Source organism: Streptomyces sp. NPDC058257, assembly GCF_042881845.1.
In the GTDB taxonomy this organism is placed as follows: Bacteria; Actinomycetota; Actinomycetes; order Streptomycetales; family Streptomycetaceae; genus Streptomyces.
Genome location: NZ_JBHVXJ010000011.1, coordinates 150,204 through 172,062, shown reverse-complemented (window position 1 = coordinate 172,062; position 21,859 = coordinate 150,204). Strand labels below are relative to the sequence as shown.

Annotated in this window: 23 protein-coding genes, 5 tRNA genes and 1 pseudogene; 22 read left to right on the top strand and 7 right to left on the bottom strand. The window is 69.4% G+C overall.

Translation table 11 applies throughout. From position 1 onward, the window contains the following. The first annotated feature begins 15 nt into the window (after positions 1–15). The 8 genes from ACFVXC_RS25630 to ACFVXC_RS25595 all read left to right on the top strand — a co-directional run bounded on the left by ACFVXC_RS25630 (position 16) and on the right by ACFVXC_RS25595 (position 3,658). Complete coding sequence (locus ACFVXC_RS25630; protein WP_389909076.1) at positions 16–804, top strand: fumarylacetoacetate hydrolase family protein; 789 nt, start codon at positions 16–18, stop codon at positions 802–804. After that, positions 797–2,278: a glutamate--tRNA ligase gene (gene gltX, locus ACFVXC_RS25625; RefSeq protein ID WP_389909074.1), complete on the top strand. Its 1,482-nt coding sequence runs from the start codon at positions 797–799 to the stop codon at positions 2,276–2,278. The genes ACFVXC_RS25630 and gltX overlap by 8 nt, the downstream gene beginning before the upstream one ends. 69 nt (positions 2,279–2,347) lie before the next feature. Then, on the top strand, positions 2,348–3,073 hold the full coding sequence (locus ACFVXC_RS25620; protein WP_389909071.1) for an HAD family hydrolase: 726 nt from the start codon (positions 2,348–2,350) through the stop codon (positions 3,071–3,073). An 89-nt stretch (positions 3,074–3,162) separates the two neighbouring features. After that, positions 3,163–3,234 (top strand) — tRNA-Gln (locus tag ACFVXC_RS25615). Positions 3,235–3,255: 21 nt separating this feature from the next. Continuing rightward, positions 3,256–3,328 (top strand) — tRNA-Glu (locus tag ACFVXC_RS25610). Positions 3,329–3,390: 62 nt separating this feature from the next. Next, positions 3,391–3,463, top strand: a tRNA-Glu gene (locus tag ACFVXC_RS25605). Positions 3,464–3,491: 28 nt separating this feature from the next. After that, positions 3,492–3,563, top strand: a tRNA-Gln gene (locus ACFVXC_RS25600). 22 nt (positions 3,564–3,585) lie between these two features. Then, positions 3,586–3,658: transfer RNA gene (locus ACFVXC_RS25595), tRNA-Glu, on the top strand. A 67-nt stretch (positions 3,659–3,725) separates the two neighbouring features. On the opposite strand, the gene ACFVXC_RS25590 is transcribed toward ACFVXC_RS25595, so the two are convergent. Then, entirely contained in the window at positions 3,726–4,373 is a 648-nt protein-coding gene (locus ACFVXC_RS25590) for a MerR family transcriptional regulator (protein WP_389909068.1), read from the bottom strand. A 148-nt stretch (positions 4,374–4,521) separates the two neighbouring features. Here ACFVXC_RS25590 and ACFVXC_RS25585 point away from each other — a divergent pair, with 148 nt between their 5' ends. After that, on the top strand, positions 4,522–4,980 hold the full coding sequence (locus ACFVXC_RS25585) for a DUF4188 domain-containing protein (protein WP_389909382.1): 459 nt from the start codon (positions 4,522–4,524) through the stop codon (positions 4,978–4,980). Between the two features lie 133 nt (positions 4,981–5,113). Here the strand turns inward: ACFVXC_RS25585 and ndgR are convergent, their stop codons facing one another. After that, on the bottom strand, positions 5,114–5,830 hold the full coding sequence (gene ndgR, locus ACFVXC_RS25580; protein ID WP_383280905.1) for an IclR family transcriptional regulator NdgR: 717 nt from the start codon (positions 5,828–5,830) through the stop codon (positions 5,114–5,116). Positions 5,831–6,011: 181 nt separating this feature from the next. Here ndgR and leuC point away from each other — a divergent pair, with 181 nt between their 5' ends. The 4 genes from leuC to ACFVXC_RS25560 all read left to right on the top strand — a co-directional run bounded on the left by leuC (position 6,012) and on the right by ACFVXC_RS25560 (position 9,374). Further along, positions 6,012–7,445: a 3-isopropylmalate dehydratase large subunit gene (gene leuC / locus ACFVXC_RS25575; protein WP_389909065.1), complete on the top strand. Its 1,434-nt coding sequence runs from the start codon at positions 6,012–6,014 to the stop codon at positions 7,443–7,445. 5 nt (positions 7,446–7,450) lie between these two features. After that, positions 7,451–8,044 (top strand): 3-isopropylmalate dehydratase small subunit, encoded by a 594-nt coding sequence (gene leuD, locus ACFVXC_RS25570; protein WP_389909063.1) that lies wholly within the window; start codon positions 7,451–7,453, stop codon positions 8,042–8,044. Positions 8,045–8,283: 239 nt separating this feature from the next. After that, positions 8,284–8,520 (top strand): hypothetical protein, encoded by a 237-nt coding sequence (locus tag ACFVXC_RS25565; protein ID WP_389909061.1) that lies wholly within the window; start codon positions 8,284–8,286, stop codon positions 8,518–8,520. Positions 8,521–8,693: 173 nt separating this feature from the next. Beyond that, on the top strand, positions 8,694–9,374 hold the full coding sequence (locus tag ACFVXC_RS25560) for an HU family DNA-binding protein (protein WP_389909058.1): 681 nt from the start codon (positions 8,694–8,696) through the stop codon (positions 9,372–9,374). A 199-nt stretch (positions 9,375–9,573) separates the two neighbouring features. On the opposite strand, the gene ACFVXC_RS25555 is transcribed toward ACFVXC_RS25560, so the two are convergent. Both ACFVXC_RS25555 and cofC read right to left on the bottom strand, forming a co-directional pair. Beyond that, on the bottom strand, positions 9,574–9,777 hold the full coding sequence (locus tag ACFVXC_RS25555; protein ID WP_361838132.1) for a hypothetical protein: 204 nt from the start codon (positions 9,775–9,777) through the stop codon (positions 9,574–9,576). 13 nt (positions 9,778–9,790) lie between these two features. Continuing rightward, positions 9,791–10,426, bottom strand: a complete 636-nt coding sequence (cofC, locus tag ACFVXC_RS25550; protein WP_389909055.1) for a 2-phospho-L-lactate guanylyltransferase — start codon at positions 10,424–10,426, stop codon at positions 9,791–9,793. Positions 10,427–10,574: 148 nt separating this feature from the next. Between cofC and ACFVXC_RS25545 the strand changes: the two genes are divergently transcribed. From ACFVXC_RS25545 to ACFVXC_RS25535, 3 genes are read left to right on the top strand one after another with little or no spacing between them, the layout of a single operon-like run. Continuing rightward, complete coding sequence (locus ACFVXC_RS25545) at positions 10,575–11,366, top strand: lysophospholipid acyltransferase family protein (protein ID WP_389909053.1); 792 nt, start codon at positions 10,575–10,577, stop codon at positions 11,364–11,366. Further along, positions 11,363–12,373: an NAD(P)H-dependent glycerol-3-phosphate dehydrogenase gene (locus tag ACFVXC_RS25540; protein WP_389909051.1), complete on the top strand. Its 1,011-nt coding sequence runs from the start codon at positions 11,363–11,365 to the stop codon at positions 12,371–12,373. Before ACFVXC_RS25545 ends, ACFVXC_RS25540 begins: the two co-directional genes overlap by 4 nt. Positions 12,374–12,407: 34 nt before the next feature. Continuing rightward, positions 12,408–13,589 carry a D-alanine--D-alanine ligase family protein gene (locus ACFVXC_RS25535; protein WP_389909048.1) on the top strand — a complete coding sequence of 394 codons (1,182 nt, stop codon included), beginning with the start codon at positions 12,408–12,410 and terminating at the stop codon, positions 13,587–13,589. Between the two features lie 25 nt (positions 13,590–13,614). Here the strand turns inward: ACFVXC_RS25535 and ACFVXC_RS25530 are convergent, their stop codons facing one another. Continuing rightward, positions 13,615–14,100, bottom strand: a complete 486-nt coding sequence (locus ACFVXC_RS25530) for a DUF3515 domain-containing protein (protein ID WP_389909379.1) — start codon at positions 14,098–14,100, stop codon at positions 13,615–13,617. A 26-nt stretch (positions 14,101–14,126) separates the two neighbouring features. After that, positions 14,127–14,360, bottom strand: a complete 234-nt coding sequence (locus ACFVXC_RS25525; RefSeq protein ID WP_055698135.1) for an Lrp/AsnC family transcriptional regulator — start codon at positions 14,358–14,360, stop codon at positions 14,127–14,129. A 209-nt stretch (positions 14,361–14,569) separates the two neighbouring features. Here ACFVXC_RS25525 and ACFVXC_RS25520 point away from each other — a divergent pair, with 209 nt between their 5' ends. Both ACFVXC_RS25520 and ACFVXC_RS25515 read left to right on the top strand, forming a co-directional pair. Further along, the gene (locus ACFVXC_RS25520) at positions 14,570–15,538 is read left to right on the top strand and encodes a thiamine-phosphate kinase (protein WP_389909045.1); all 969 of its coding nucleotides are present in this window, start codon (positions 14,570–14,572) and stop codon (positions 15,536–15,538) included. A 98-nt stretch (positions 15,539–15,636) separates the two neighbouring features. Further along, a pseudogene (locus ACFVXC_RS25515) lies at positions 15,637–16,184 on the top strand (hydroxymethylpyrimidine/phosphomethylpyrimidine kinase). 94 nt (positions 16,185–16,278) lie between these two features. On the opposite strand, the gene rpmB reads toward ACFVXC_RS25515, so the two are convergent. Next, positions 16,279–16,464 (bottom strand): 50S ribosomal protein L28, encoded by a 186-nt coding sequence (gene rpmB, locus ACFVXC_RS25510; protein WP_160507429.1) that lies wholly within the window; start codon positions 16,462–16,464, stop codon positions 16,279–16,281. Positions 16,465–16,682: 218 nt separating this feature from the next. Here rpmB and ACFVXC_RS25505 point away from each other — a divergent pair, with 218 nt between their 5' ends. The 4 genes from ACFVXC_RS25505 to coaD all read left to right on the top strand — a co-directional run bounded on the left by ACFVXC_RS25505 (position 16,683) and on the right by coaD (position 21,771). Next, positions 16,683–18,350 (top strand): DAK2 domain-containing protein, encoded by a 1,668-nt coding sequence (locus tag ACFVXC_RS25505; protein ID WP_389909042.1) that lies wholly within the window; start codon positions 16,683–16,685, stop codon positions 18,348–18,350. A gap of 64 nt (positions 18,351–18,414) precedes the next feature. Beyond that, positions 18,415–20,625 (top strand): ATP-dependent DNA helicase RecG, encoded by a 2,211-nt coding sequence (gene recG, locus ACFVXC_RS25500; RefSeq protein WP_389909040.1) that lies wholly within the window; start codon positions 18,415–18,417, stop codon positions 20,623–20,625. A gap of 46 nt (positions 20,626–20,671) precedes the next feature. Next, entirely contained in the window at positions 20,672–21,265 is a 594-nt protein-coding gene (gene rsmD, locus ACFVXC_RS25495; protein ID WP_389909037.1) for a 16S rRNA (guanine(966)-N(2))-methyltransferase RsmD, read from the top strand. A 26-nt stretch (positions 21,266–21,291) separates the two neighbouring features. Beyond that, positions 21,292–21,771 carry a pantetheine-phosphate adenylyltransferase gene (gene coaD, locus ACFVXC_RS25490; protein ID WP_383270817.1) on the top strand — a complete coding sequence of 160 codons (480 nt, stop codon included), beginning with the start codon at positions 21,292–21,294 and terminating at the stop codon, positions 21,769–21,771. The last annotated feature ends 88 nt before the right edge of the window (positions 21,772–21,859 follow it).

The following is a 21,859-nucleotide window of genomic DNA, read 5'->3' as shown; positions in this document are numbered from 1 at the left end:
GGGGCCAACGCTCACGTGCGCATCGCCAGGTTCTCCATCGACGGCAACGTCGCCTTCGGCGCGGTCGAGGGCGAAAGTCCCCCCGGAACGACCGACGGACTCGTCCTCGACATCATCAAGGGCATCCCGTTCGCGGACTTCGAGCTCTCCGGCACGAAGGTCCCGCTGAGCAAGGTCAGGCTGCTGCCTCCGGTGCTCCCCAACAAGGTCGTGGGCATCGGCCGCAACTACGCGGATCACGCGGCGGAGCTCGGCAACGAGGTCCCCGAGATCCCGGTCGCCTTCTTCAAGCCGTCCACCTCGGTGATCGGCCCCGGCGACTCCATCGCGTACCCCTCCTTCTCGCAGGAGGTGCACTACGAGGCCGAGCTTGCCGTGGTCATCGGCCGTATGTGCCGCGAGGTCCCGCGCGAGCGCGCCCGTGACGTCATCCTCGGCTACACCTGCGCCAACGACGTCACCGCGCGTGACGTGCAGCAGCGCGAGAAGCAGTGGGCCAGGGCCAAGGGCTTCGACAGCTCCTGCCCGCTCGGCCCCTGGGTGGAGACCGACCTCGACCCCTCCGACCTCACCATCCAGTGCACGGTCAACGGCGAACAGCGCCAGCTGGGGCGTACGACCGACATGGTCCGCTCCATCGAGGACCTGATCGTGCACATCTCCGAGGCCATGACGCTGCTCCCCGGCGACGTCATCCTCACGGGCACCCCGGCAGGGGTCGGCCCCCTCAACGTCGGCGACGAGGTCGCCGTCACCATCGAAGGCATCGGCACTCTCACCAACAAGGTGATCAAGCGTGGCTAACGCGACTCCCGTACGCGTACGTTTCTGTCCCTCGCCGACCGGCAACCCCCACGTGGGCCTGGTCCGCACCGCTCTCTTCAACTGGGCCTACGCCCGGCACAACGAGGGCTCCCTGATCTTCCGCATCGAGGACACCGACGCGGCTCGCGACTCGGAGGAGTCGTACGAGCAGCTCCTCGAAGCGATGCGCTGGCTGGGCTTCGACTGGGACGAGGGCCCCGAGGTCGGCGGCCCGCACGAGCCGTACCGCCAGTCGCAGCGGATGGACATCTACCAGGACGTCGCCGCCAAGCTCCTGGACGCGGGGCGCGCGTACTACTGCTACTGCTCCACGGAGGAGCTCGACGCCCGCCGCGAGGCCGCCCGCGCCGCGGGCAAGGCGTCCGGCTACGACGGCCACTGCCGCGACCTGACCACCGAGCAGCGCGCCGCGTACGAGACGGAGGGCCGCAAGCCCATCGTCCGTTTCCGTATGCCCGACGAGGCGATCACGTTCACGGACCTGGTCCGCGGCGAGATCACCGTCCAGCCGGAGAACCTCCCGGACTACGGCATCGTCCGCGCCAACGGAGCACCGCTCTACACCCTGGTGAACCCGGTCGACGACGCCCTGATGGAGATCACCCACGTCCTGCGCGGCGAGGACCTGCTCTCCTCGACCCCGCGCCAGATCGCCCTCTACAAGGCGCTCGCCGACCTGGGCATCGCCAAGCAGACCCCGGCCTTCGGCCACCTCCCGTACGTCATGGGCGAGGGCAACAAGAAGCTCTCCAAGCGCGACCCGCAGGCGTCCCTGAACCTCTACCGCGAGCGCGGCTTCCTCCCCGAGGGCCTGCTCAACTACCTGTCCCTCCTGGGCTGGTCGTTCTCCGCGGACCAGGACGTCTTCTCGATCCCCGACATGGTCGCCAAGTTCGACCTCGCGGACGTGAACGCCAACCCGGCCCGCTTCGACCTGAAGAAGGCCGAGGCGATCAACGCCGACCACATCCGCATGCTGGACGTGAAGGCGTTCGCGGCGGCCTGCGAGCCGTGGCTGCGGGCCCCGCACGCCAACTGGGCCCCCGAGGCCTTCGACCAGGCGGCGTGGGAGGCCATCGCCCCCCACGCCCAGACCCGCATCAAGGTCCTCTCCGAGATCACGGAGAACGTGGACTTCCTCTTCCTGGACGAGCCCGTCGAGGACGAGGCGTCCTGGGCGAAGGCCATGGGCAAGGGTGACCCGGCCGCGCTCCTGACGACGGCCCGCGCCAAGCTCGACGCCGCCGACTGGACGTCCCCGGAGTCCCTCAAGGAGGCCGTCCTGGCCGCCGGCGAGGAGCACGGCCTGAAGCTCGGCAAGGCCCAGGCCCCGGTCCGCGTGGCCGTCACGGGCCGCACGGTCGGCCTGCCCCTCTTCGAGTCCCTGGAGATCCTGGGCAAGGAGAAGTCGCTGACCCGCATCGACGCGACGCTGGCGAAGCTGGCCGCGTAGGCGCGCACGTACAGAACCAAGGGCCCGGAAGCCTCCACGGCTGCCGGGCCCTTCGCGTACGTTCGAAGCATGCCGATCAAAGCCGTGGTCTGGGACGTAGACGACACGATCTTCGATTACGCGCACGCCGATGCCGCCGGTATGCACGCCCACCTCACCGCCGAAGGCCTCATCGAGCGGTACGAGACCGCCGAGCGCGCCCTCGTCCTGTGGAAAGAGGTCACCGAGCGGCACTGGGCGCGCTTCAGTGCCGGAGGGATCGAGTTCGAGGCGCAGCGCCGTGACCGCGTACGCGAGTTTCTGGACGCCGTCCTGACCGACCAGGAGGCGGACGCCTGGTTCGAGCGCTATCTCGGCCACTACGAATCCGCGTGGAAGCTCTTCCCCGACACCGTCCCCGTCCTGGACTCCCTCGCCGGTGATTACCGTCACGCGGTCCTCTCCAACTCCGCCCTGACCGTCCAGGACCGCAAACTGCGCGTCCTCGGTGTGCGCGACCGCTTCGAGTCCGTCCTGTGCGCCGCCGAACTCGGCGTCTCCAAGCCCGCGGCGGAGGCCTTCCTCGCGGTGTGCACGGCGCTGGACCTGGCTCCCGGGGAGGTCGCCTACGTGGGGGACCAGCCGGAGATCGACGCGCGCGGCGCCCGTGACGCGGGTCTTCTCGGGATCTGGCTCGACCGCAACAGCGCGTCCCAGGAAGGCCCGTCGGGCGTGCACCGCATCACGCGTCTCGCGGAGCTGCCGCCACTGCTCCGCGCCGATACCCGTTTTGGAGCGCCGTCCACCTTCGGGTAATGTTCTTCCTGCGCCGCCCGAGAAGGCCGAAAGGTCCGGACAGGGAGACGTAAGTCGAAGCAAAACTCCTGCACGGGGTTGCGTATCGATGGCCTATGGTGTAATTGGCAGCACGACGGTTTCTGGTTCCGTTAGTCTAGGTTCGAGTCCTGGTAGGCCAGCTCGCAGAGCTTATCTGCAACGCCCCCGTTGTGTAGCGGCCTAGCACGCCGCCCTCTCAAGGCGGTAGCGCCGGTTCGAATCCGGTCGGGGGTACAGATCCTTCCCATGGAAGCAGTCAGGGTCGCACCCACTGCTACCGATGCAGGATCGCTAGGGCCCCCGTTGTGTAGCGGCCTAGCACGCCGCCCTCTCAAGGCGGTAGCGCCGGTTCGAATCCGGTCGGGGGTACGCAGGGTCTAGCTGGTCTAGACCACAGTGGGCTATGGTGTAATTGGCAACACGACGGTTTCTGGTTCCGTTGTTCTAGGTTCGAGTCCTGGTAGCCCAGCGCAGTACAGCAGGACGAGCTAGCCCCCGTTGTGTAGCGGCCTAGCACGCCGCCCTCTCAAGGCGGTAGCGCCGGTTCGAATCCGGTCGGGGGTACGCGAATCGAGAAGGGGCCTTCCCGTAAGGGAGGGCCCCTTCGTCGTTCCCCCGTGCCGCTCTCCGGTCAATCCTTCTGCCGGTAGCGGCTGTTGGACTCCTTGGCCTGGGCGAGCCTGCGCAGGCTCAGCAGGACCGGCTCGTAGAGGACGGTGAGCGCGACCGCCGCCTCCAGCTGTTCGTCGGGCGAATCGAAGCGCTCCACCAAGTCCAGGTCGGCTACGGCCAGTTGACCCGCCGAGCGCGCGTAGGGCGCCAAGTCGTCGACGCCGCAGGGGTATCCCAGCCGGGCGAGCGTCGCGACCGCGGTCACGAGCATCCCGTACGCCGGTGACTCGGGCCCGTAGCCCTGTCCGTGCCGCCAGTCGAGCCGTTCGAGCAGGGCGTCGACCGTGTGCCGTGCCGTCGCCGTCGCCGGATCGTCCTCGACGGGCTCGGGGCCGTGGGGGAGTGCCCAGACGGCCGTGCCCAGGCGGGAGCTGCGGTCCAGGGAGTCGTCCTCCAGGGCGGTGAGCACCTCCCTCGCGGACGCGACCGGCACCCGGCCCACCTGGATGAGCGCGCGGACGAGGCGCAGTCGTCGCAGGTGCTTCCCGTCGTACTCGGCCTGGGTCGCGCTCACGCGGCGGCCCTGCGGGAGCAGGCCCTCACGCAGGTAGTACTTGATCGTGGCCGTCGAGACCCCGCTGCGCGTGCTGAGCTCCGCCAGTCTCATCGGCTCGCTCTCCCTCTTGTTCTCTCGTGCCTGGTCCCCTCTTGCGCATCCGCTTGGGGAGTGGCACTATCCAATCATGGATAGCAACGCTATCCAACGCTCTCCTTGAGGGGGAACCACCGTGAGCAGCAAGCCGATCGAAGGGCGCATGACCGCCGACGCGCGGGGCGGCGTGACCGTCTTCACCATCGGGATGCGCATCAACAACTTCCGGGCCGTGCGCAGCTGGTGGCCCGTGTTCCGGGCGATGCCGCCCATGCTCAAGGAGCTGTCCAGGGACCGCGGGAGCGGCATGCTGGGCTATCAGCTGCTGCGCGGCGGCCCGCGGCTGCTGTACATCGTTCAGTACTGGGAGTCGTCGCAGAAGCTGATCGCCTACGCGTCGGCACAGGACAAGGAGCACCGGTCCGCCTGGGCCGCCTTCAACCGGCGGATGCGGGAGGGCAAGGGGAAGGTCGGTTTCTGGCACGAGACGTACGACGTGCCGGCCGGTGCCCATGAGCAGGTGTACGTGAACATGCCGGAGTTCGGCCTGGGGAAGGCCGTCGGTGTGGTGCCCGTCGGGCAGCGGGGCGAGCAGGCCGCGGACCGTCTCAAGGCGGCCTGAGACGCACACGGGAAGCGCATCCGAGAAGCGCACCCGAGGGGCGCGTACGAGAACGCCCGAGGGGCGCCGCGGCGTTGAGGCGGCCCCTCGGGCGTTCCGTGTGCTGACTGCGCGTGGTGCGGGTCCGGCCTGTTCAGCCCGTGCGGCGCAGGGCCTCGGACAGGCGTCCGGCGGCGTCGATGACGGCCTGGGCGTGCATGCGGCCCGGGTGGCGGGTCAGACGCTCGATCGGTCCGGAGACGGAGACGGCGGCGACCACGCGGTTCGAGGGACCGCGCACGGGGGCGGAGACGGACGCGACGCCCGGCTCCCGCTCGCCGATCGACTGGGCCCAGCCCCGGCGGCGTACGCCCGAAAGGGCCGTGGCCGTGAAGCGGGCGCCCTGGAGGCCGCGGTGCAGGCGCTCCGGCTCCTCCCAGGCCATCAGGATCTGCGCGGACGAGCCCGCTTTCATCGTCAGGGTCGAGCCGACGGGGACCGTGTCCCGCAGACCCGAGAGGCGCTCCGCCGCGGCGACGCAGATGCGCATGTCGCCCTGGCGGCGGTAGAGCTGCGCGCTCTCGCCTGTCACGTCACGCACATGGGTGAGGACCGGGCCCGCCGTGGCGAGCAGACGGTCCTCGCCGGCCGCCGCCGCGAGCTCCGAGAGCCGGGGGCCGAGAATGAATCGGCCCTGCATGTCGCGCGCCACCATCCGGTGGTGTTCCAGTGCCACGGCGAGACGGTGTGCCGTGGGTCGTGCGAGTCCGGTGGCCGCGACCAGACCCGCGAGGGTGGCCGGGCCGGACTCCAGGGCGCTCAAGACGAGAGCCGCCTTGTCGAGAACGCCGACGCCGCTAGAGTTGTCCATGCGTCGATACTCGCGTCTCACTCTGTGAAACGCAAGTTCAATTTCCCATGGAACACGTCACCCTGTAGGTGCGATCCGCGGACCAACGGATAGCGGTCCACGCACGGTACGAGGGGTACGGGCGTGGACGAAAAATTCTCTAGTTGGGCCGGCGCCAACACAGCCGGTCGGAGGGAAAGCGATGGGTAGGACACTCGCGGAGAAGGTCTGGGACGACCACGTCGTCCGGCGCGCCGAAGGCGAGCCCGACCTTCTCTTCATCGATCTGCACCTGCTGCACGAGGTGACCAGCCCGCAGGCCTTCGACGGCCTCAGGCAGGCCGGCCGCCCGGTGCGGCGCCTCGACCTCACCATCGCCACCGAGGATCACAACACCCCGACCCTCGACATCGACAAGCCCATCGCCGACCCGGTCTCGCGGGCGCAGTTGGAGACGCTGCGCAAGAACTGCGCCGAGTTCGGCGTGCGGCTGCACTCGCTCGGCGATGTCGAGCAGGGCGTCGTCCACGTGGTGGGCCCCCAGCTGGGACTGACCCAGCCCGGCACGACCGTGGTCTGCGGCGACTCCCACACCTCCACGCACGGCGCCTTCGGCGCGCTGGCGTTCGGCATCGGCACCTCCCAGGTCGAGCACGTCCTGGCCACGCAGACGCTGCCGATGGCGCCCCCGAAGACCATGGCCATCACGGTCGACGGCGAACTGCCCGACACCGTCACGGCCAAGGACCTGATCCTCGCCATCATTGCCAAGATCGGCACCGGCGGCGGGCAGGGCTACGTCCTGGAGTACCGCGGCTCGGCCATCGAGAAACTGTCGATGGAAGCCCGCATGACCATCTGCAACATGTCGATCGAGGCCGGTGCCCGCGCGGGCATGATCGCCCCCGACGCGACCACCTTCGACTACATCGAGGGCCGCGACCACGCCCCGACGGGCGAGGAGTGGGACGCGGCGGTCGCGTACTGGAAGACCCTGAAGACGGACGAGGACGCGGTCTTCGACGCCGAGGTCTACATCGACGCCACCAAGCTCGCGCCGTTCGTCACCTGGGGCACCAACCCGGGCCAGGGCGCGCCGCTCTCGGAGCAGGTCCCCGATCCTGCTTCGTACGAAGACGCCTCGGAGCGGTACGCCGCTGAAAAGGCCCTGGAATACATGGGGTTGACCGCGGGGCAGGCGCTGCGCGACATCAAGGTCGACACCGTCTTCGTAGGTTCCTGCACCAACGGCCGTATCGAGGACCTGCGCGCGGCCGCCTCCATCGTCGAGGGCCGCAAAGTCGCCGACGGCGTACGGATGCTGGTCGTTCCCGGCTCGGTCCGGGTCGCCCTCCAGGCCATCGAGGAGGGCCTGGACAAGGTCTTCACCGCCGCGGGCGCCGAATGGCGGCACGCGGGCTGCTCGATGTGCCTGGGCATGAACCCCGACCAACTTGCCCCCGGCGAGCGCTCCGCATCGACGTCCAACCGCAACTTCGAGGGCAGGCAGGGCAAGGGCGGCCGCACCCATCTGGTGTCGCCCCAGGTCGCCGCCGCCACCGCGGTGACGGGCCATCTGGCCTCGCCCGCCGACCTGACCGATGCCCCTGACGCCCCCGTCACCGCCGGAGTCTGAGAGCCATGGAAGCATTCACCACGCACACCGGCCGGGCCGTCCCGCTGCGCCGCAGCAACGTCGACACCGACCAGATCATCCCCGCCCACTGGCTGAAGAAGGTCACCCGGGACGGATTTGAGGACGGGCTCTTCGAGGCCTGGCGCAAGGACGGCGAGTTCGTTCTGAACAAACCCGAGCGCCAGGGCGCCACGGTTCTGGTCGCGGGACCCGACTTCGGTACGGGCTCCTCGCGCGAGCACGCCGTCTGGGCGCTGCAGAACTTCGGCTTCAAGACCGTCATCTCCTCGCGCTTCGCCGACATCTTCCGCGGCAACTCGCTGAAGAACGGTCTGCTGACCGTCGTGCTCGACCAGAAGGTCGTGGACGCGCTCTGGGCGCTGACGGAGGCCGACCCGCAGGCCGAAATCACCGTTGACCTGCAGGATCGCCAGGTTCGGGCCGAGGGCGTCACCGCCGACTTCGAGCTCGACGAGAACGCCCGCTGGCGTCTCCTGAACGGTCTGGACGACATCAGCATCACGCTCCAGAACGAGCCGGACATCGCCGCTTACGAGTCGACGCGCCCCTCGTACAAGCCGCGGACGGTGCGGGTCTGACACCCCCGCAACACTCTGGTGTACCCCCAATCGTGGACGGTTGGGGGTACATCTGTGTCTGCCCCCTTCCGGGTACGCGATGGCCTGAACGGGTGGTCTCAACTCCCTTGATTCAGACGGCATAAGAGGCTTGAAATCCCCTTGTACTCGCTCCGACCGGGTACCCTCAGGAGGGCGCCGGATGTGGGTAGTTACCCCCTGCGGAGGCGACAACTCGCCCCAGATGGCACAATCGGTGCATGGAACGTGACAGCCAACTCGAGCTCTACGGGCTTGTTGCGGACCAACTGAAGGAAGCGCACTCAAGAGTGCGTGCACTGCAAGTCCCGGAGGGCGTACGGATGGCGCTGACCCGGAAGCTGCTGGTCATTACGGCTGCGGCCAAACACGATCTCGCCGATGCGGCAAGGCGTCTGGAGCTATTGATGGCGTCCCTCGACCAAGCTGAAGAGGGCCGATTCCCCGAAGACACCTGAGCCACAAGGCTCAAACGGGCCTTCGAGGAACCTTCGAGGAACTCATGGACAGCTGAGTTCGTTGCGGCACAAGGGTGATTAGCCCGTTTCGTGTTTGATTTGCGGTATATATCTGCCTAACGTGCGAAAAAGCCTGGCGAATACGCTCGGGCGAGGTCTCCGAAGGGGAAGACGTGAACAAGGCGCAGCTCGTAGAAGCGATTGCCGACAAGGTGGGTGGCCGTCAGCAGGCCGCCGACGCCGTGGACGCGGTTCTGGACGCAGTCGTCCGTGCCGTGGTCAGCGGAGACCGCGTTTCGGTCACCGGTTTCGGATCGTTCGAGAAGGTTGACCGTCCGGCCCGTTACGCCCGCAACCCGCAGACCGGGGAGCGCGTTCGGGTCAAGAAGACCTCGGTTCCGCGCTTCCGCGCAGGACAGGGCTTCAAGGACCTGGTGAGCGGCTCGAAGAAGCTCCCGAAGAACGACGTCGCGGTCAAGAAGGCGCCCAAGGGCAGCCTTTCGGGCGGCGGTGCTTCGGCGACCGTCAAGAAGGCGGCGGCCAAGAAGGCCACGGCCAAGAAGGCGGCGGCGAAGAAGGCCACTCCCGCCAAGAAGACCACCGCCAAGAAGACGACGGCGACGGCGAAGAAGGCTACCGCCAAGAAGACCACCGCCAAGAAGGCGACGGCGACGGCCAAGAAGGCGGCCACGGCCAAGAAGGCGACGGCCAAGAAGGCCGCTCCCGCCAAGAAGGCCACCGCCAAGAAGACCGCGCCGGCCACCAAGAAGGCCACCGCCAAGAAGACCGCGCCCGCCAAGAAGTCGGCGGCGCGCAAGACCACCGCCAAGAAGGCGACCGCCCGCAAGAAGTAAGGGCACGAGGGCATTCACGCGCCGGGCCGGGCTCCCAACTGGGAGCCCGGCCCGCGGCGTGTGCGGGGCCCTGCGGAGGGTGGAGCCCCGTGGAGGATCGGGCCCCCGAGCCCTGTGGAGGATCGGACCCCCGAGCCCTGTGGAGGGGATCGGACCCCCGAGCCCCGTGGAGGAGTCGCCCCCCCGGAGGAGGGGTGGCTCAGAACGTCTGTAGCGTCACGAGGGTGACGCGGCGCTGCTCGCCCTCTCCCTCGACCTCGATCCGCACCCGCTGGCCGGGCCTGAGCAGCCGCAGGCCGCCCGCGTCGAACGCCGGGGGATCGAAGGGCACCGGGGTGCCGTCGTCGAGCAGCACGCTGCCGCTGCGGGTCTCGGAGTCGTACGTGTACGCGGTCGCCTGCATGGGGGAAGCGTACTCAGTCGGCGATCAGCAGCCGCGCGGCAGCCGCCGCGGTGCGCGGTCCGACGCCCAGCGCGAGCGCGGTCCGCAGATCCTCGCCGGTGTCCACGTCCTGGCGTACGGAATCGACGTCGGCGAGCGGAAGTTCCACCGCGCCGGATGCCGAGTGCCGGGAACGGGACGCCGCGCCGAAAGCGGGGAGCAATTCCGTGCCGGGAGCCGCGGAGAGCAGAGTCGTGCCGATTCCGGCGGCATCCGCAAGGAAAGAACGGGGAAAATATGCCGCGCTGTCGAGTACCCGGGCCAATTCCAGGGGGCGCAGCGCGGGGAGATCGGCATTCAGCGCCGCGAGGGCCGTTTCGGGCTGTCCGGCGCGCACGGCCGCCGCCCCGTGCGCCAGAGCGGCGTTGAGGCCCCCCGCGGGCTCGTCCCGCACGATCCGGGCCCCGAGGGACGTCAGCTCGCGCCCGGCCAGGACGTCGTCCGTGACGACCACCACACCCTTTACCGCCGCACAGGCCACCGCGGCGGCCACGGTGTCCTGTGCGAAGGCGAGAGCGAGGCCCGGGCGCAAGGTGTCGCCGGTGCTGGCGGTGAGCCTGCTCTTGGCGCGCTCCAGCGGTTTCAGGGGTATTACCAGGGTCCACTGCACGGGGGGCGGCTCCGTCCTTCGCGTCAGTGCCCATTGTGGCCTGCTGGGAGTTCCGGGCCGCGAGGGCGGGCGTACGGTGTTCTCGACAGACAGGCAGCCCGGGGCGACACTTGAGCGGCCGTCCAGGTTCATGGAGGAAGGTGTCCGAGTGTCCCGCCGCAGAATCGGCTTCTGGTACCGCCTGGCGGCGGTCATCGCCAAACCGCCTCTGGTGGTTTTCTTCAAGCGGGACTGGCGAGGAATGGAACACATTCCGGCCGACGGTGGATTCATCACCGCGGTGAATCACAACTCGTATATCGACCCCCTGTCGTACGCCCATTTTCAGTACAACAGCGGACGAGTCCCTCGTTTCCTGGCAAAGGACGGCCTTTTCAAGGACGGGTTCGTCGGCAAGGTCATGAAGGGCACGGGCCAGATCCCGGTCTACCGCGAGACCACGAACGCGCTCGACGCCTTCCGTGCCGCGGTCGACGCGATCGAGCGCGGCGAGTGCGTGGCGTTCTACCCCGAGGGCACCCTCACCAGGGACCCCGAAGTGTGGCCGATGACCGGCAAATCCGGTGCCGCGCGGGTCGCCCTGCGGACCAAGTGCCCCGTCATCCCCGTGGCGCAATGGGGCGCCAACCTCGCGCTTCCCCCGTACAGCAAGAAGCTCAGCCTCTTCCCGCGCAAGAAGCTCCAGGTCCTCGCGGGCAGCCCGGTCGACCTCTCGCGCTACTACGACAAGGAGCCCACCCCCGAGATCCTGCGGGAGGTGACCGAGACCATCATGGGCGCGATCACCGAACTCCTGGAGGAGATCCGGGAGGAGAAGGCCCCCGAAACCCCGTACGACCCGCGCAAGGCGCGGCTCGCACAACGACGCAGGGCTGCGGACCGCATCGGTTCCGGCGTTGCCGAGAACACCCCTGAGAACACCACGGAGGACAGCAAGTGACGAATCCGGTGAAGGCCGCCGTCTTCGGAACGGGCTCTTGGGGTACTGCCTTCGGCATGGTGCTCGCCGACGCGGGGTGCGACGTCACCCTGTGGGGCCGCCGCGCCGAACTCGCGGACGCCGTCAACTCCTCACGCAGGAACCCCGACTACCTCCCCGACGTCGAACTCCCGGCGAACCTCAGGGCGACCACCGACCCGGGGCAGGCCGCAGCCGGCGCCGATTTCACCGTGCTCGCCGTGCCCTCGCAGACGCTGCGCGCCAACCTCGCCGAGTGGGCGCCGCTGCTCGCCCCCGACACCGTGCTCGTCTCCCTCATGAAGGGCGTCGAACTGGGTTCGGCGATGCGGATGAGCGAGGTCATCGAGGACGTCACGAAGGTCGCCGCCGACCGTGTCGCCGTCGTCACAGGGCCCAACCTCGCCCGCGAGATCGCCGCGAGGCAGCCCGCCGCCGCCGTGGTCGCCTGCCGAGACGAATCGATCGCGCAACGCCTTCAGACCGCCTGCCACACGCCGTACTTCCGCCCGTACACGAACACGGACGTCGTCGGCTGCGAACTCGGCGGTGCCGTCAAGAACGTCATCGGTCTCGCCGTCGGCATCGCGGACGGCATGGGCCTGGGCGACAACACCAAGGGCTCGCTCATCACCCGCGGCCTCGCCGAGACCACCCGTCTGGGCCTGGCGATGGGCGCGGACCCGCTGACGTTCTCCGGACTCGCGGGCCTCGGAGACCTGGTGGCCACCTGCTCGTCGCCGCTGTCGCGCAACCACACCTTCGGCACGAACCTCGGCAAGGGCATGACGCTCGAGGAGACCATCGCGGTCACCAGGCAGACCGCCGAGGGCGTCAAGTCCTGCGAGTCCGTCCTCGAACTGGGCCGCAGGCACGGCGTCGACATGCCCATCACCGAGACGGTCGTGGGCATCGTGCACGAGGGCACGCCGCCGGTGGTCGCCCTCAAGGAGCTGATGTCGCGCAGCGCCAAGCCCGAGCGACGCTGACTCTCCGAGGACCAGCGGGTACCCTCAACCCGATATGAGCAGCGAGAACCTCCCCCAGAGCCCCGAGCCGCGCCCCGAGCAGAGCTCTGAGCTGCCGCTCCGCAAGCCGCGTGTGGCCGTCGTGTTCGGCGGCCGCAGCTCGGAGCACGGCATCTCGGTCGTCACGGCGGGCGCCGTGCTGCGGGCCATCGACCGCACCAAGTACGACGTCCTGCCCATCGGCATCACGACGGACGGCCGGTGGGCGCTGACCGCCGACGACCCCGAGCGTATGGCGATCACCGACCGCCGGGTGCCCAACGTCGACGAGCTGGCCGATTCGGCCGACGGCGGCGTCGTGATGCCCCTGGACCCGAACAACCGCGAGGTCGTCTACAGCGAGCCGGGCTCCGTGCCCAAGGCGCTCGGTGAGGTCGACGTCGTCTTCCCGATGCTGCACGGCCCTTACGGCGAGGACGGCACCCTCCAGGGACTCCTGGAGCTCTCCGGAGTGCCCTACGTGGGCGCCGGGGTGCTCGCGTCGGCCGTCGGCCAGGACAAGGAGTACATGAAGCGGGTGTTCACCTCCTTCGGACTTCCCGTCGGCCCGTACCTGGTGATCCGCCCGCGCGAGTGGGACCGCGACCAGGAGGGCGCCCGCAAGAAGATCGCGGAGTTCGCCGGTGACCACGGCTGGCCGCTGTTCATCAAGCCCGCGCGCGGGGGCTCTTCGATGGGCATCACGAAGGTCGACTCCTTCGAAGGCCTCGACGAGGCCATCGAGGAGGCCCGCCGCCACGACCCCAAGATCCTCGTCGAGTCGCTCCTGCGCGGCCGCGAGATCGAGTGCGGGGTCCTTGAGTTCGAGGACGGGCCGCGCGCGAGCCTGCCCGCCGAGATCCCGCCGGTGCAGTCCCACGACTACTACGACTTCGAGGCGAAGTACATCGACTCGACACCCGGGATCGTGCCCGCCCCGCTGACCCCCGAGCAGACTGCCGAGATCCAGCGGCTCGCGGTCGACGCCTTCGAGGCCACATCCTGCGAGGGCCTGGTGCGCGCGGACTTCTTCCTCACCGATGACGGGCAGTTCGTCATCAACGAGATCAACACGATGCCGGGCTTCACGCCCATCTCGATGTACCCGCAGATGTGGGAAGCGAGCGGCGTCAGCTATCCGGAACTGGTCGACCGCCTGATCCAGGCGGCCCTCGACCGGTCGACAGGGCTGCGCTAGCGCCTCCCGTGCAGGCTCTGCGGAGCTAGGAGGCGATCCCCTTGGGGATGGCCTCCTTCATGGGTGCGGCGAGGTCCGTGAGCGGGCTCACGCCGTTTCCCGCACGCTCCTTGGGCAGGGTCACCTCCACGTACGCCTCGCGCAGCGTGGAGGTGAAGCGGAACGAGCCGTCGTCCTGCTCTTCGAGCAGCCAGTTGACGCCGTCCACCGTCACGCCGTCCGCTTCCGGGTCCTTCATCTTGGGCGGTCTGGCGACACCGCAGCGCAGTATGATCGCCGGGTCTCCCCACCCGGCGGTCAGCTCCGACTTCGGCTCGGGATCAGCCCGCTCAAGACCGTCCACCTTCTTCGGCAGCTGCTTGTCCAGGTTCCGGCACAGTTCGGTGACCTTGCCGTCCGGGGTGGGAACCGCAGTGCCAACCCCTTCGTCTGCTGAGGAGCAGCCCGCTGAAGCGATCAGCAGTGCGAGAGCGGGGGCTGATACCAGGCAGCGACGCCGGCGAGGGGAAATCTTCACCGGCCAAGGGTAGACGGGGGCTACAAGTGCACGACGGGGCAGGTCAGGGTCCGAGTGATGCCGTCCACTTGCTGGACTCTGGCGACCACCATGCGGCCGAGTTCGTCCACCGTGTCCGCCTGGGCGCGCACGATGACATCGTAGGGTCCGGTCACGTCCTCGGCCTGGATCACTCCTGGGATCTTGCCGATCAGCTCGGCGACGGTCGACGCTTTGCCGACCTCTGTTTGGATCAGGATGTACGCCTGTACCACGGAACCTCCAGGGCGGCCACGAGGATCATGTGGGGAGAAGGGACGCCACGGTACCGCGTCGCCGCTTCCCACGGGGAGACCCGAGGCAGCTGTGGCGCGCACTTCGCGGTGGACGGACAACAGAAGTTGACGGTCGTCTCGACCGTACCTATGACAGTGACGGTTCGCGACCGCGAGCCGAGCAGCGTGAAAGGGCATGGTGAGTCCCGGTGAAGGGAACCGTCGGCGAGTTGGGGGAGTTCGGACTCATCAGGGAACTCACCTCTCGGCTCACCTCCACCCCGGCCGTCCGGCTCGGCCCGGGCGATGACGCCGCCGTCGTGTCGGCTCCCGACCGCAGGGTCGTGGCGAGCACCGACATCCTCCTGGAGGGGCGCCACTTCCGCCGCGACTGGTCCACCGCGTACGACGTGGGCCGCAAGGCCGCCGCACAGAACCTCGCCGACATCGCCGCCATGGGCGCCGTGCCGACCGCGCTCCTCCTGGGCCTGGTCGTGCCCGCCGAACTCCCCGCAAGCTGGCCCACCGAACTCATGGACGGCCTGCGGGACGAATGCCAGGTCGCGGGAGCGGCGGTCGTGGGCGGCGACGTCGTACGCGGCGACACGATCACCGTCGCGATCACCGCACTCGGCGATCTGCGCAACCACGAGCCGGTCACCCGCGCGGGAGCCCAGCCGGGCGATGTCGTCGCCGTCACCGGCTGGTTGGGCTGGTCCGCCGCCGGGCACGCGGTCCTCTCCCGCGGCTTCCGCTCGCCCCGCGCCTTCGTCGAGGCCCACCGCAGGCCCGAACCGCCCTACCACGCGGGCCCCGCCGCCGCCGGCCTCGGCGCGACCTCGATGACGGACGTCAGCGACGGCCTCATCGCCGACCTCGGCCACATCGCCGAGTCGAGCAAGGTGCGCATCGACATCCGCTCCGGAGACGTCGACGTGCCCACCCAGATGAACGACATCGGCCAGGCCGTCGGCGTCGACCCGCTGCAATGGGTGCTCAACGGCGGAGAGGACCACGCCATAGTGGCGACGTTCCCGCCCGACGTGAAGCTGCCCGCCCGCTGGAAGGTCATCGGCGAGGTCCTCAACCCCTCGGCCCTGCCGCAGGTGACGGTGGACGGAGCGCCCTGGACCAGCAAGGGCTGGGACCACTTCGGCGACAACGGGGACATGGAGTGAGCGCGCCCCTCGGAGCGGCCCAGGCCCCGCCCCGAGTCCTGACCGTCGCCGGATCCGACTCCGGCGGCGGCGCGGGTATCCAGGCCGACTTGAAGACGATGCTGGCGCTCGGCACGCACGGCATGAGCGTCGTCACGGCCGTCACGGCGCAGAACTCCCTTGGCGTGCAGGGCTTTTGGGAGCTGCCGGTGGAGGCGGTGCGCGCGCAGTACCGCAGCGTCGTCGACGACATCGGCGTCCAGGCCGTCAAGACCGGCATGCTGGCATCGGCCGAACTGGTCGAGACCGTCGCCGAGTTGATCGCGGACACGGACGCCCCCTCGGTCGTCGACCCGGTGGGCGTCTCCAAGCACGGCGACTCGCTCCTGGCCGCCTCCGCGCTCGACTCCGTCCGTACGAAACTGCTCCCCGTCGCCACGGTCGCGACCCCGAACCTCGACGAGGTCGCACAGCTCACGGGCGTCCAGGTCGAGTCCGAGGACGGGATGCGGCGAGCGCCATCGCCTCGCACCTGGCCAAGGGCCTGCCGGTGCCGGAGGCCGTCGCGGCGGCGAAGGAGTACGTGACCGGGGCGATCGAGGCCGGGTTCGCGCTCGGCGGCGGGATCGGGCCCGTGGATCACGGGTGGCGGTTTTGGGGGCAGTAAGTACTGGCGCGCCTTTACGGGCACACGAAAGAGCCGGCCTCCCGAAGGGGACCGGCTCTTTCAGCAACCAGCTAGGTGGCCGCGCTTACATGCGTCAGCGCGAGACCTTGCCGGCCTTGATGCACGAGGTGCAGGCGTTGAGCCGCTTCGGCGTCCCGCTGACCACGGCACGAACGCGCTGGATGTTCGGGTTCCAGCGACGGGACGTACGGCGGTGAGAGTGCGAGATGTTGTTGCCGAAGCTCGGCCCCTTGCCGCAGACGTCGCAGTTGGCAGCCACGGGTCACTCCAAGACTTCAGATGCACTTACGGTTAATCCCGGCATGCCGGGATCAGTGCAATGATCGTGGGTGGCGTTGCCAGGAGGAATGTCCCGATGGGTATCGGGCAACCGGAGCAGCATACAACGACTGCTTCGATAGAACGAAACTACCATGTCTCGCCCCGGCCCCGCCCCGGGCCTCCCGCCCTTCCCGGTCTACGCTGCGTCCATTCCGGATGCCCTTAGGAGGCGAGCAGGTGCCGCAGAACCTCGACGCCGTCGCGGTGCGCGCCTGGTGCGGCCTCGCTCTGGACGCCCTGGGAGGGGCCCGCGAGGAGATCGACGCGATCAACGTCTACCCGGTCGCGGACGGAGACACCGGAACCAACCTCTATCTGACCGTGGAATCGGCGTCCCAGGCCGTCGACGCCGTCTTCACGGGCCTTGAGCCGTCCCGCCCCTCGCTGGCCGAGGCCGTGCGGGCGATGGCGCACGGCGCCCTGATCGGGGCCCGCGGGAACTCGGGCACGATCCTGTCGCAGCTGCTGCGCGGGATGGCGCAGGTGCTCGGCGCCGACTGTGACACTGATCACGCCGACGGCCGTGCCCTCGCGCTCGCGCTGCGCCGGGCCGCCGATTCGGCCTACCAAGCGGTCGCGCACCCCGTCGAGGGCACGGTCCTCACGGTGGCCGCCGCCGCTGCCGACGCGGCCTGCGGTGCCGACGGCGACGGTGACTGCGGGGCGGTGGCACGGGCCGCCTACGACAGCGCGTGCCGGGCCCTCGACGCGACGCCCCGGCAGCTCGCGGTGCTCGGCCGTGCGGGAGTGGTGGACGCCGGAGGACGCGGGCTCGTGGCGGTGCTCGGGGCGCTGGTGGGAGCACTGTCGGGGGAGACGGTGCGCCTGAGGGCGACGGCGCCGGGCGGCCACGCGCGCGCGCAGCCCGTCGAGTGCCAGGACACATCACCTGACGTCACGGCCCCCGCCTTCGAGGTGATCTACCTCCTCGAAGCCGACGACAAGGCCGTGACACGGCTGCGGACGCGACTCGACGGGCTCGGTGACTCGCTCGTCGTCGTCGGCGGTGACGGACTGTGGAACGTCCACGTCCATGTCGACGACGCCGGGGCCGCCGTCGAGGCGGGCGTCGAGGCGGGGCGGCCCCACCGCATCCGCATCACCCACTTCGGAGTGGGCGACGCGCATACGGCGGGCGCAGCGCAGCCGCCCCGGGAACCTACGCAGCGCGGGATCGTCGCCGTCGTACCGGGGGAGGGGCTCGCCGGTCTCTACGCCGAGGCAGGGGCGACGACGGTGCCCACACGCCCCGGGGAGCCGCCCGCCAGCGGTGAGCTCGTCGACGCCATCCGGCGCGCCCACGCGCGCGAGGTGGTGCTCCTGCCGAACGACGCCGAGCTGCGCCACACCGCTGCCGCCGCCGCTGAGCAGGCCCGCACCGAAGGGGTGCGCGTCGCGCTGATCCCCACCCGGTCCGCGGTCCAGGGCATCGCGGCGCTCGCCGTGCACGAGCCGGACCGCCGTTTCGACGAGGACGTCGTCGCGATGACCTCGGCGGCCGGTGCCACCCGGTACGCCGAACTGACCGTCGCCGAGCGGCAGTCGTGGACCATGGCGGGCATCTGCCAGGCCGGTGACGTCCTCGGTCTGATCGACGGTGACGTCGCGGTGATCGGCGGCGACGCCGCACGCACCGCGCGCTCCGTCCTGGACCGGATGCTCGCCGCGGGCGGCGAGATGGTCACGCTGGTGCTCGGCGAGGCCGTGCCGGACAGCCTCGGTGACGAGTTGGAGAAGCATGTGCGCGAGGCGCATATGGCGGTCGATACGGTCGTCTATCGGGGTGGACGTCAGTCGGCCCTGCTGCTGATCGGCGTGGAATAGCAAGAACAGCCCTGACCAGCGGATTTCACAGACGTACGCCGAATTGTCAGTGCGGTGGTGTGCAATGGATCTCGTGCCCGCGCTCGAAGAACCCCTGAAGAAAGTGGTCGGTCCCGCCACCGCGAAGGTGATGGCCGAGCACCTCGACCTGCACACGGTCGGCGACCTGCTGCACCACTACCCGCGGAAGTACGCGGAGCGCGGTGAGCTGACCCGACTCGCCGACCTGCCCCTGGACGAGCACGTCACCGTGGTCGCCCAGGTCGCGACGGCGCGCATCCTGACGTTCAACGGCGGCAGGGGCCAGCGCCTCGAAGTGACGATCACCGACGGCAGCGGCCAGCTCCAGCTCGTCTTCTTCGGCCGCGGCATCCACAAGCCGCACAAGGACCTGCTGCCCGGCACGCGCGCGATGTTCGCGGGCAAGGCGTCCGTCTTCAACCGCAAGATGCAGCTCGCGCACCCCGCGTACGAACTCCTGAAGGGCGACCCCGACAACCCGGCCGACGCGGACGAAGCGGTCGGCTCCTGGGCGGGCGCCCTCATCCCGATCTACCCGGCCACCGCCAAGCTGGAGTCCTGGAAGATCGCCAAGTCCGTCGACGCGGTCCTGCCCAGCGCCCAGGAGGCCGTCGACCCGCTGCCGCCGAGCCTGCGCGACGGCCGTGAGCTGATCCCGCTCCCCGAGGCGCTCCTGAAGATCCACCGGCCGCAGACGAAGGCGGACGTCGAATCCGCCCGCGACCGCCTGAAGTGGGACGAGGCCTTCGTCCTGCAAGTCGCCCTGGCCCGCCGGAGGTACGCGGACGCGCAGCTCCCCGCGATCGCCCGCCGCCCCAGCGAGGGAGGTCTGCTCGACGCCTTCGACGCCAAGCTGCCCTTCACCCTCACCGAGGGCCAGGAGAAGGTCTCCAAGGAAATCTTCGACGACCTGGCCACCGAGCACCCGATGCACCGCCTCCTCCAGGGAGAGGTGGGCTCCGGCAAGACGATGGTCGCCCTGCGCGCCATGCTCGCCGTCGTCGACGCGGGTGGGCAGGCCGCGATGCTCGCGCCCACCGAAGTACTCGCCCAGCAGCATCACCGCTCGATCACCGAGATGATGGGCGAGCTGGCGGAGGGCGGCATGCTCGGCGGCTCGGACCAGGGGACGAAGGTCACGCTGCTCACCGGCTCGATGGGCGTGGCGGGCCGCCGGCAGGCCCTGCTCGACCTGGTCACCGGCGAGGCCGGGATCGTCATCGGCACGCACGCGCTGATCGAGGACAAGGTCCAGTTCCACGACCTGGGCCTGGTCGTCGTCGACGAACAGCACCGCTTCGGGGTCGAGCAGCGCGACGCCCTGCGCGGCAAGGGCAAACAGCCCCCGCACCTCCTCGTCATGACGGCCACGCCCATTCCGCGCACGGTCGCGATGACGGTCTTCGGCGACCTGGAGACCTCGGTCCTCGACCAGCTCCCCGCGGGCCGTTCGCCGATCGCCACCCATGTCGTACCGGCCGAGGACAAGCCCCACTTCCTGGCGCGCGCGTGGGAGCGCGTGCGCGAGGAGGTCGAGAACGGCCATCAGGCATACGTGGTGTGCCCCCGGATCGGCGACGAGGACGACGACCCGAAGAAGGCCAAGAAGAAGGCCGAGGAGGACGCCACCGCCGAGAAGCGGCCGCCGCTCGCCGTCGTCGAGGTCGCCGAGCAGCTCACCCGCGGCCCGCTCAGCGGGCTCAAGATGGAGATCCTGCACGGCCGCATGCAGCCCGATGACAAGGACGCGGTGATGCGCCGCTTCGCCGCGGGCGAGACCCAGGTCCTGGTCGCGACGACGGTCATCGAGGTCGGCGTGAACGTCCCGAACGCCACGGCCATGGTGATCATGGACGCGGACCGCTTCGGCGTATCGCAGCTGCACCAGCTGCGCGGTCGCGTCGGCCGTGGCTCGGCCCCCGGCCTCTGCCTCCTGGTCACCGACATGGCCGAGGCGAGCCCCGCCCGCGCCCGCCTCGGAGCCGTGGCCGCGACGCTCGACGGCTTCGAGCTCTCCCGGATCGACCTGGAGCAGCGCCGCGAGGGCGACGTCCTTGGCCAGGCGCAGTCAGGTGTCCGCTCCAGCCTGCGCATGCTCGCGGTCATCGAGGACGAGGAGATCATCGCCGAGGCCCGCGAGGAGGCCGTCGCGGTCGTGTCCCGCGACCCTGACCTGGAGCACCTGCCCGAGCTGCGCACGGCCCTCGACGCCCTCCTGGACGACGAGCGCGAGCAGTACCTCGACAAGGGCTGACAGACTGAGGCCGGATCTTCCCGTACGTACACCGACAAGGACTCAGATGACCCGCGTGATCGCCGGTGTGGCCGGCGGACGTCTCCTCGCCGTCCCGCCGGGAACCGGCACACGGCCCACGTCCGACCGGGCGCGCGAGGGCCTGTTCTCCACCTGGCAGGCCCTGCAGGGCACGCTGGACGAGGCACGCGTCTTGGACCTGTACGCCGGGTCCGGAGCCATCGGCCTCGAAGCGCTCTCGCGCGGCGCGAGCCATGCCCTGCTCGTCGAGACCGACGCCCGCGCGGTGCGCACGATCAGGGAGAACGTGAAGGCCATCGGCCTGCCCGGCGCCGAGGTCAGGGCGGGCAAAGCCACCCAGATCGTCCAGGGCGGCGCCCCCACGGCCCCGTACGACCTGGTCTTCCTCGACCCTCCGTACGTCGTCACCGATGACGATCTTCGCGAGATCCTGCTCACACTCCGTGCGGAGGGCTGGCTCACCGGCGATGCGCTCGTCACCGTTGAGCGCAGTACCAGGGGCGGAGAATTCGGTTGGCCCGACGGCTTCGAGGCACTGAGGTCCCGTCGGTACGGCGAAGCCACGTTTTGGTACGGTCGCGCCGCCTCTACGTGCGACGACTCAGTGATCGCGCCATGACCGGACCGGAGAGCGAGGGACTTCAGTTGCGCCGCGCCGTCTGTCCGGGGTCATTCGACCCCATCACCAATGGACACCTCGACATCATCGCCCGCGCCTCCAGGCTGTACGACGTGGTGCACGTCGCGGTGATGATCAATCAGTCGAAGAAGGGCCTGTTCTCCGTCGACGAGCGGATAGAGCTGATCCGCGAGGTCACCGCGGACTTCGGGAACGTCGAGGTCGAGTCCTTCCACGGCCTCCTCGTCGACTTCTGCAAGCAGCGCGACATTCCGGCCATCGTGAAGGGCCTGCGCGCGGTCAGCGATTTCGACTACGAGCTGCAGATGGCCCAGATGAACAACGGCCTCTCGGGCGTCGAGACCCTCTTCGTGCCGACCAACCCCACCTACAGCTTCCTCTCCTCCTCGCTGGTCAAGGAGGTCGCCGCCTGGGGCGGCGACGTCGCCCACCTGCTGCCGCCGGTGGTCCACGAGGCGCTGACGGAGCGCATCGGCAAGAAGTGACGTCCCGGACGGGTCGCTGCCGGGCCCTCGCACGGTCTGATGGCCCGTCATCCGGTGTCGTGCGGCAGCCGACTGGCCTTACAGTCGT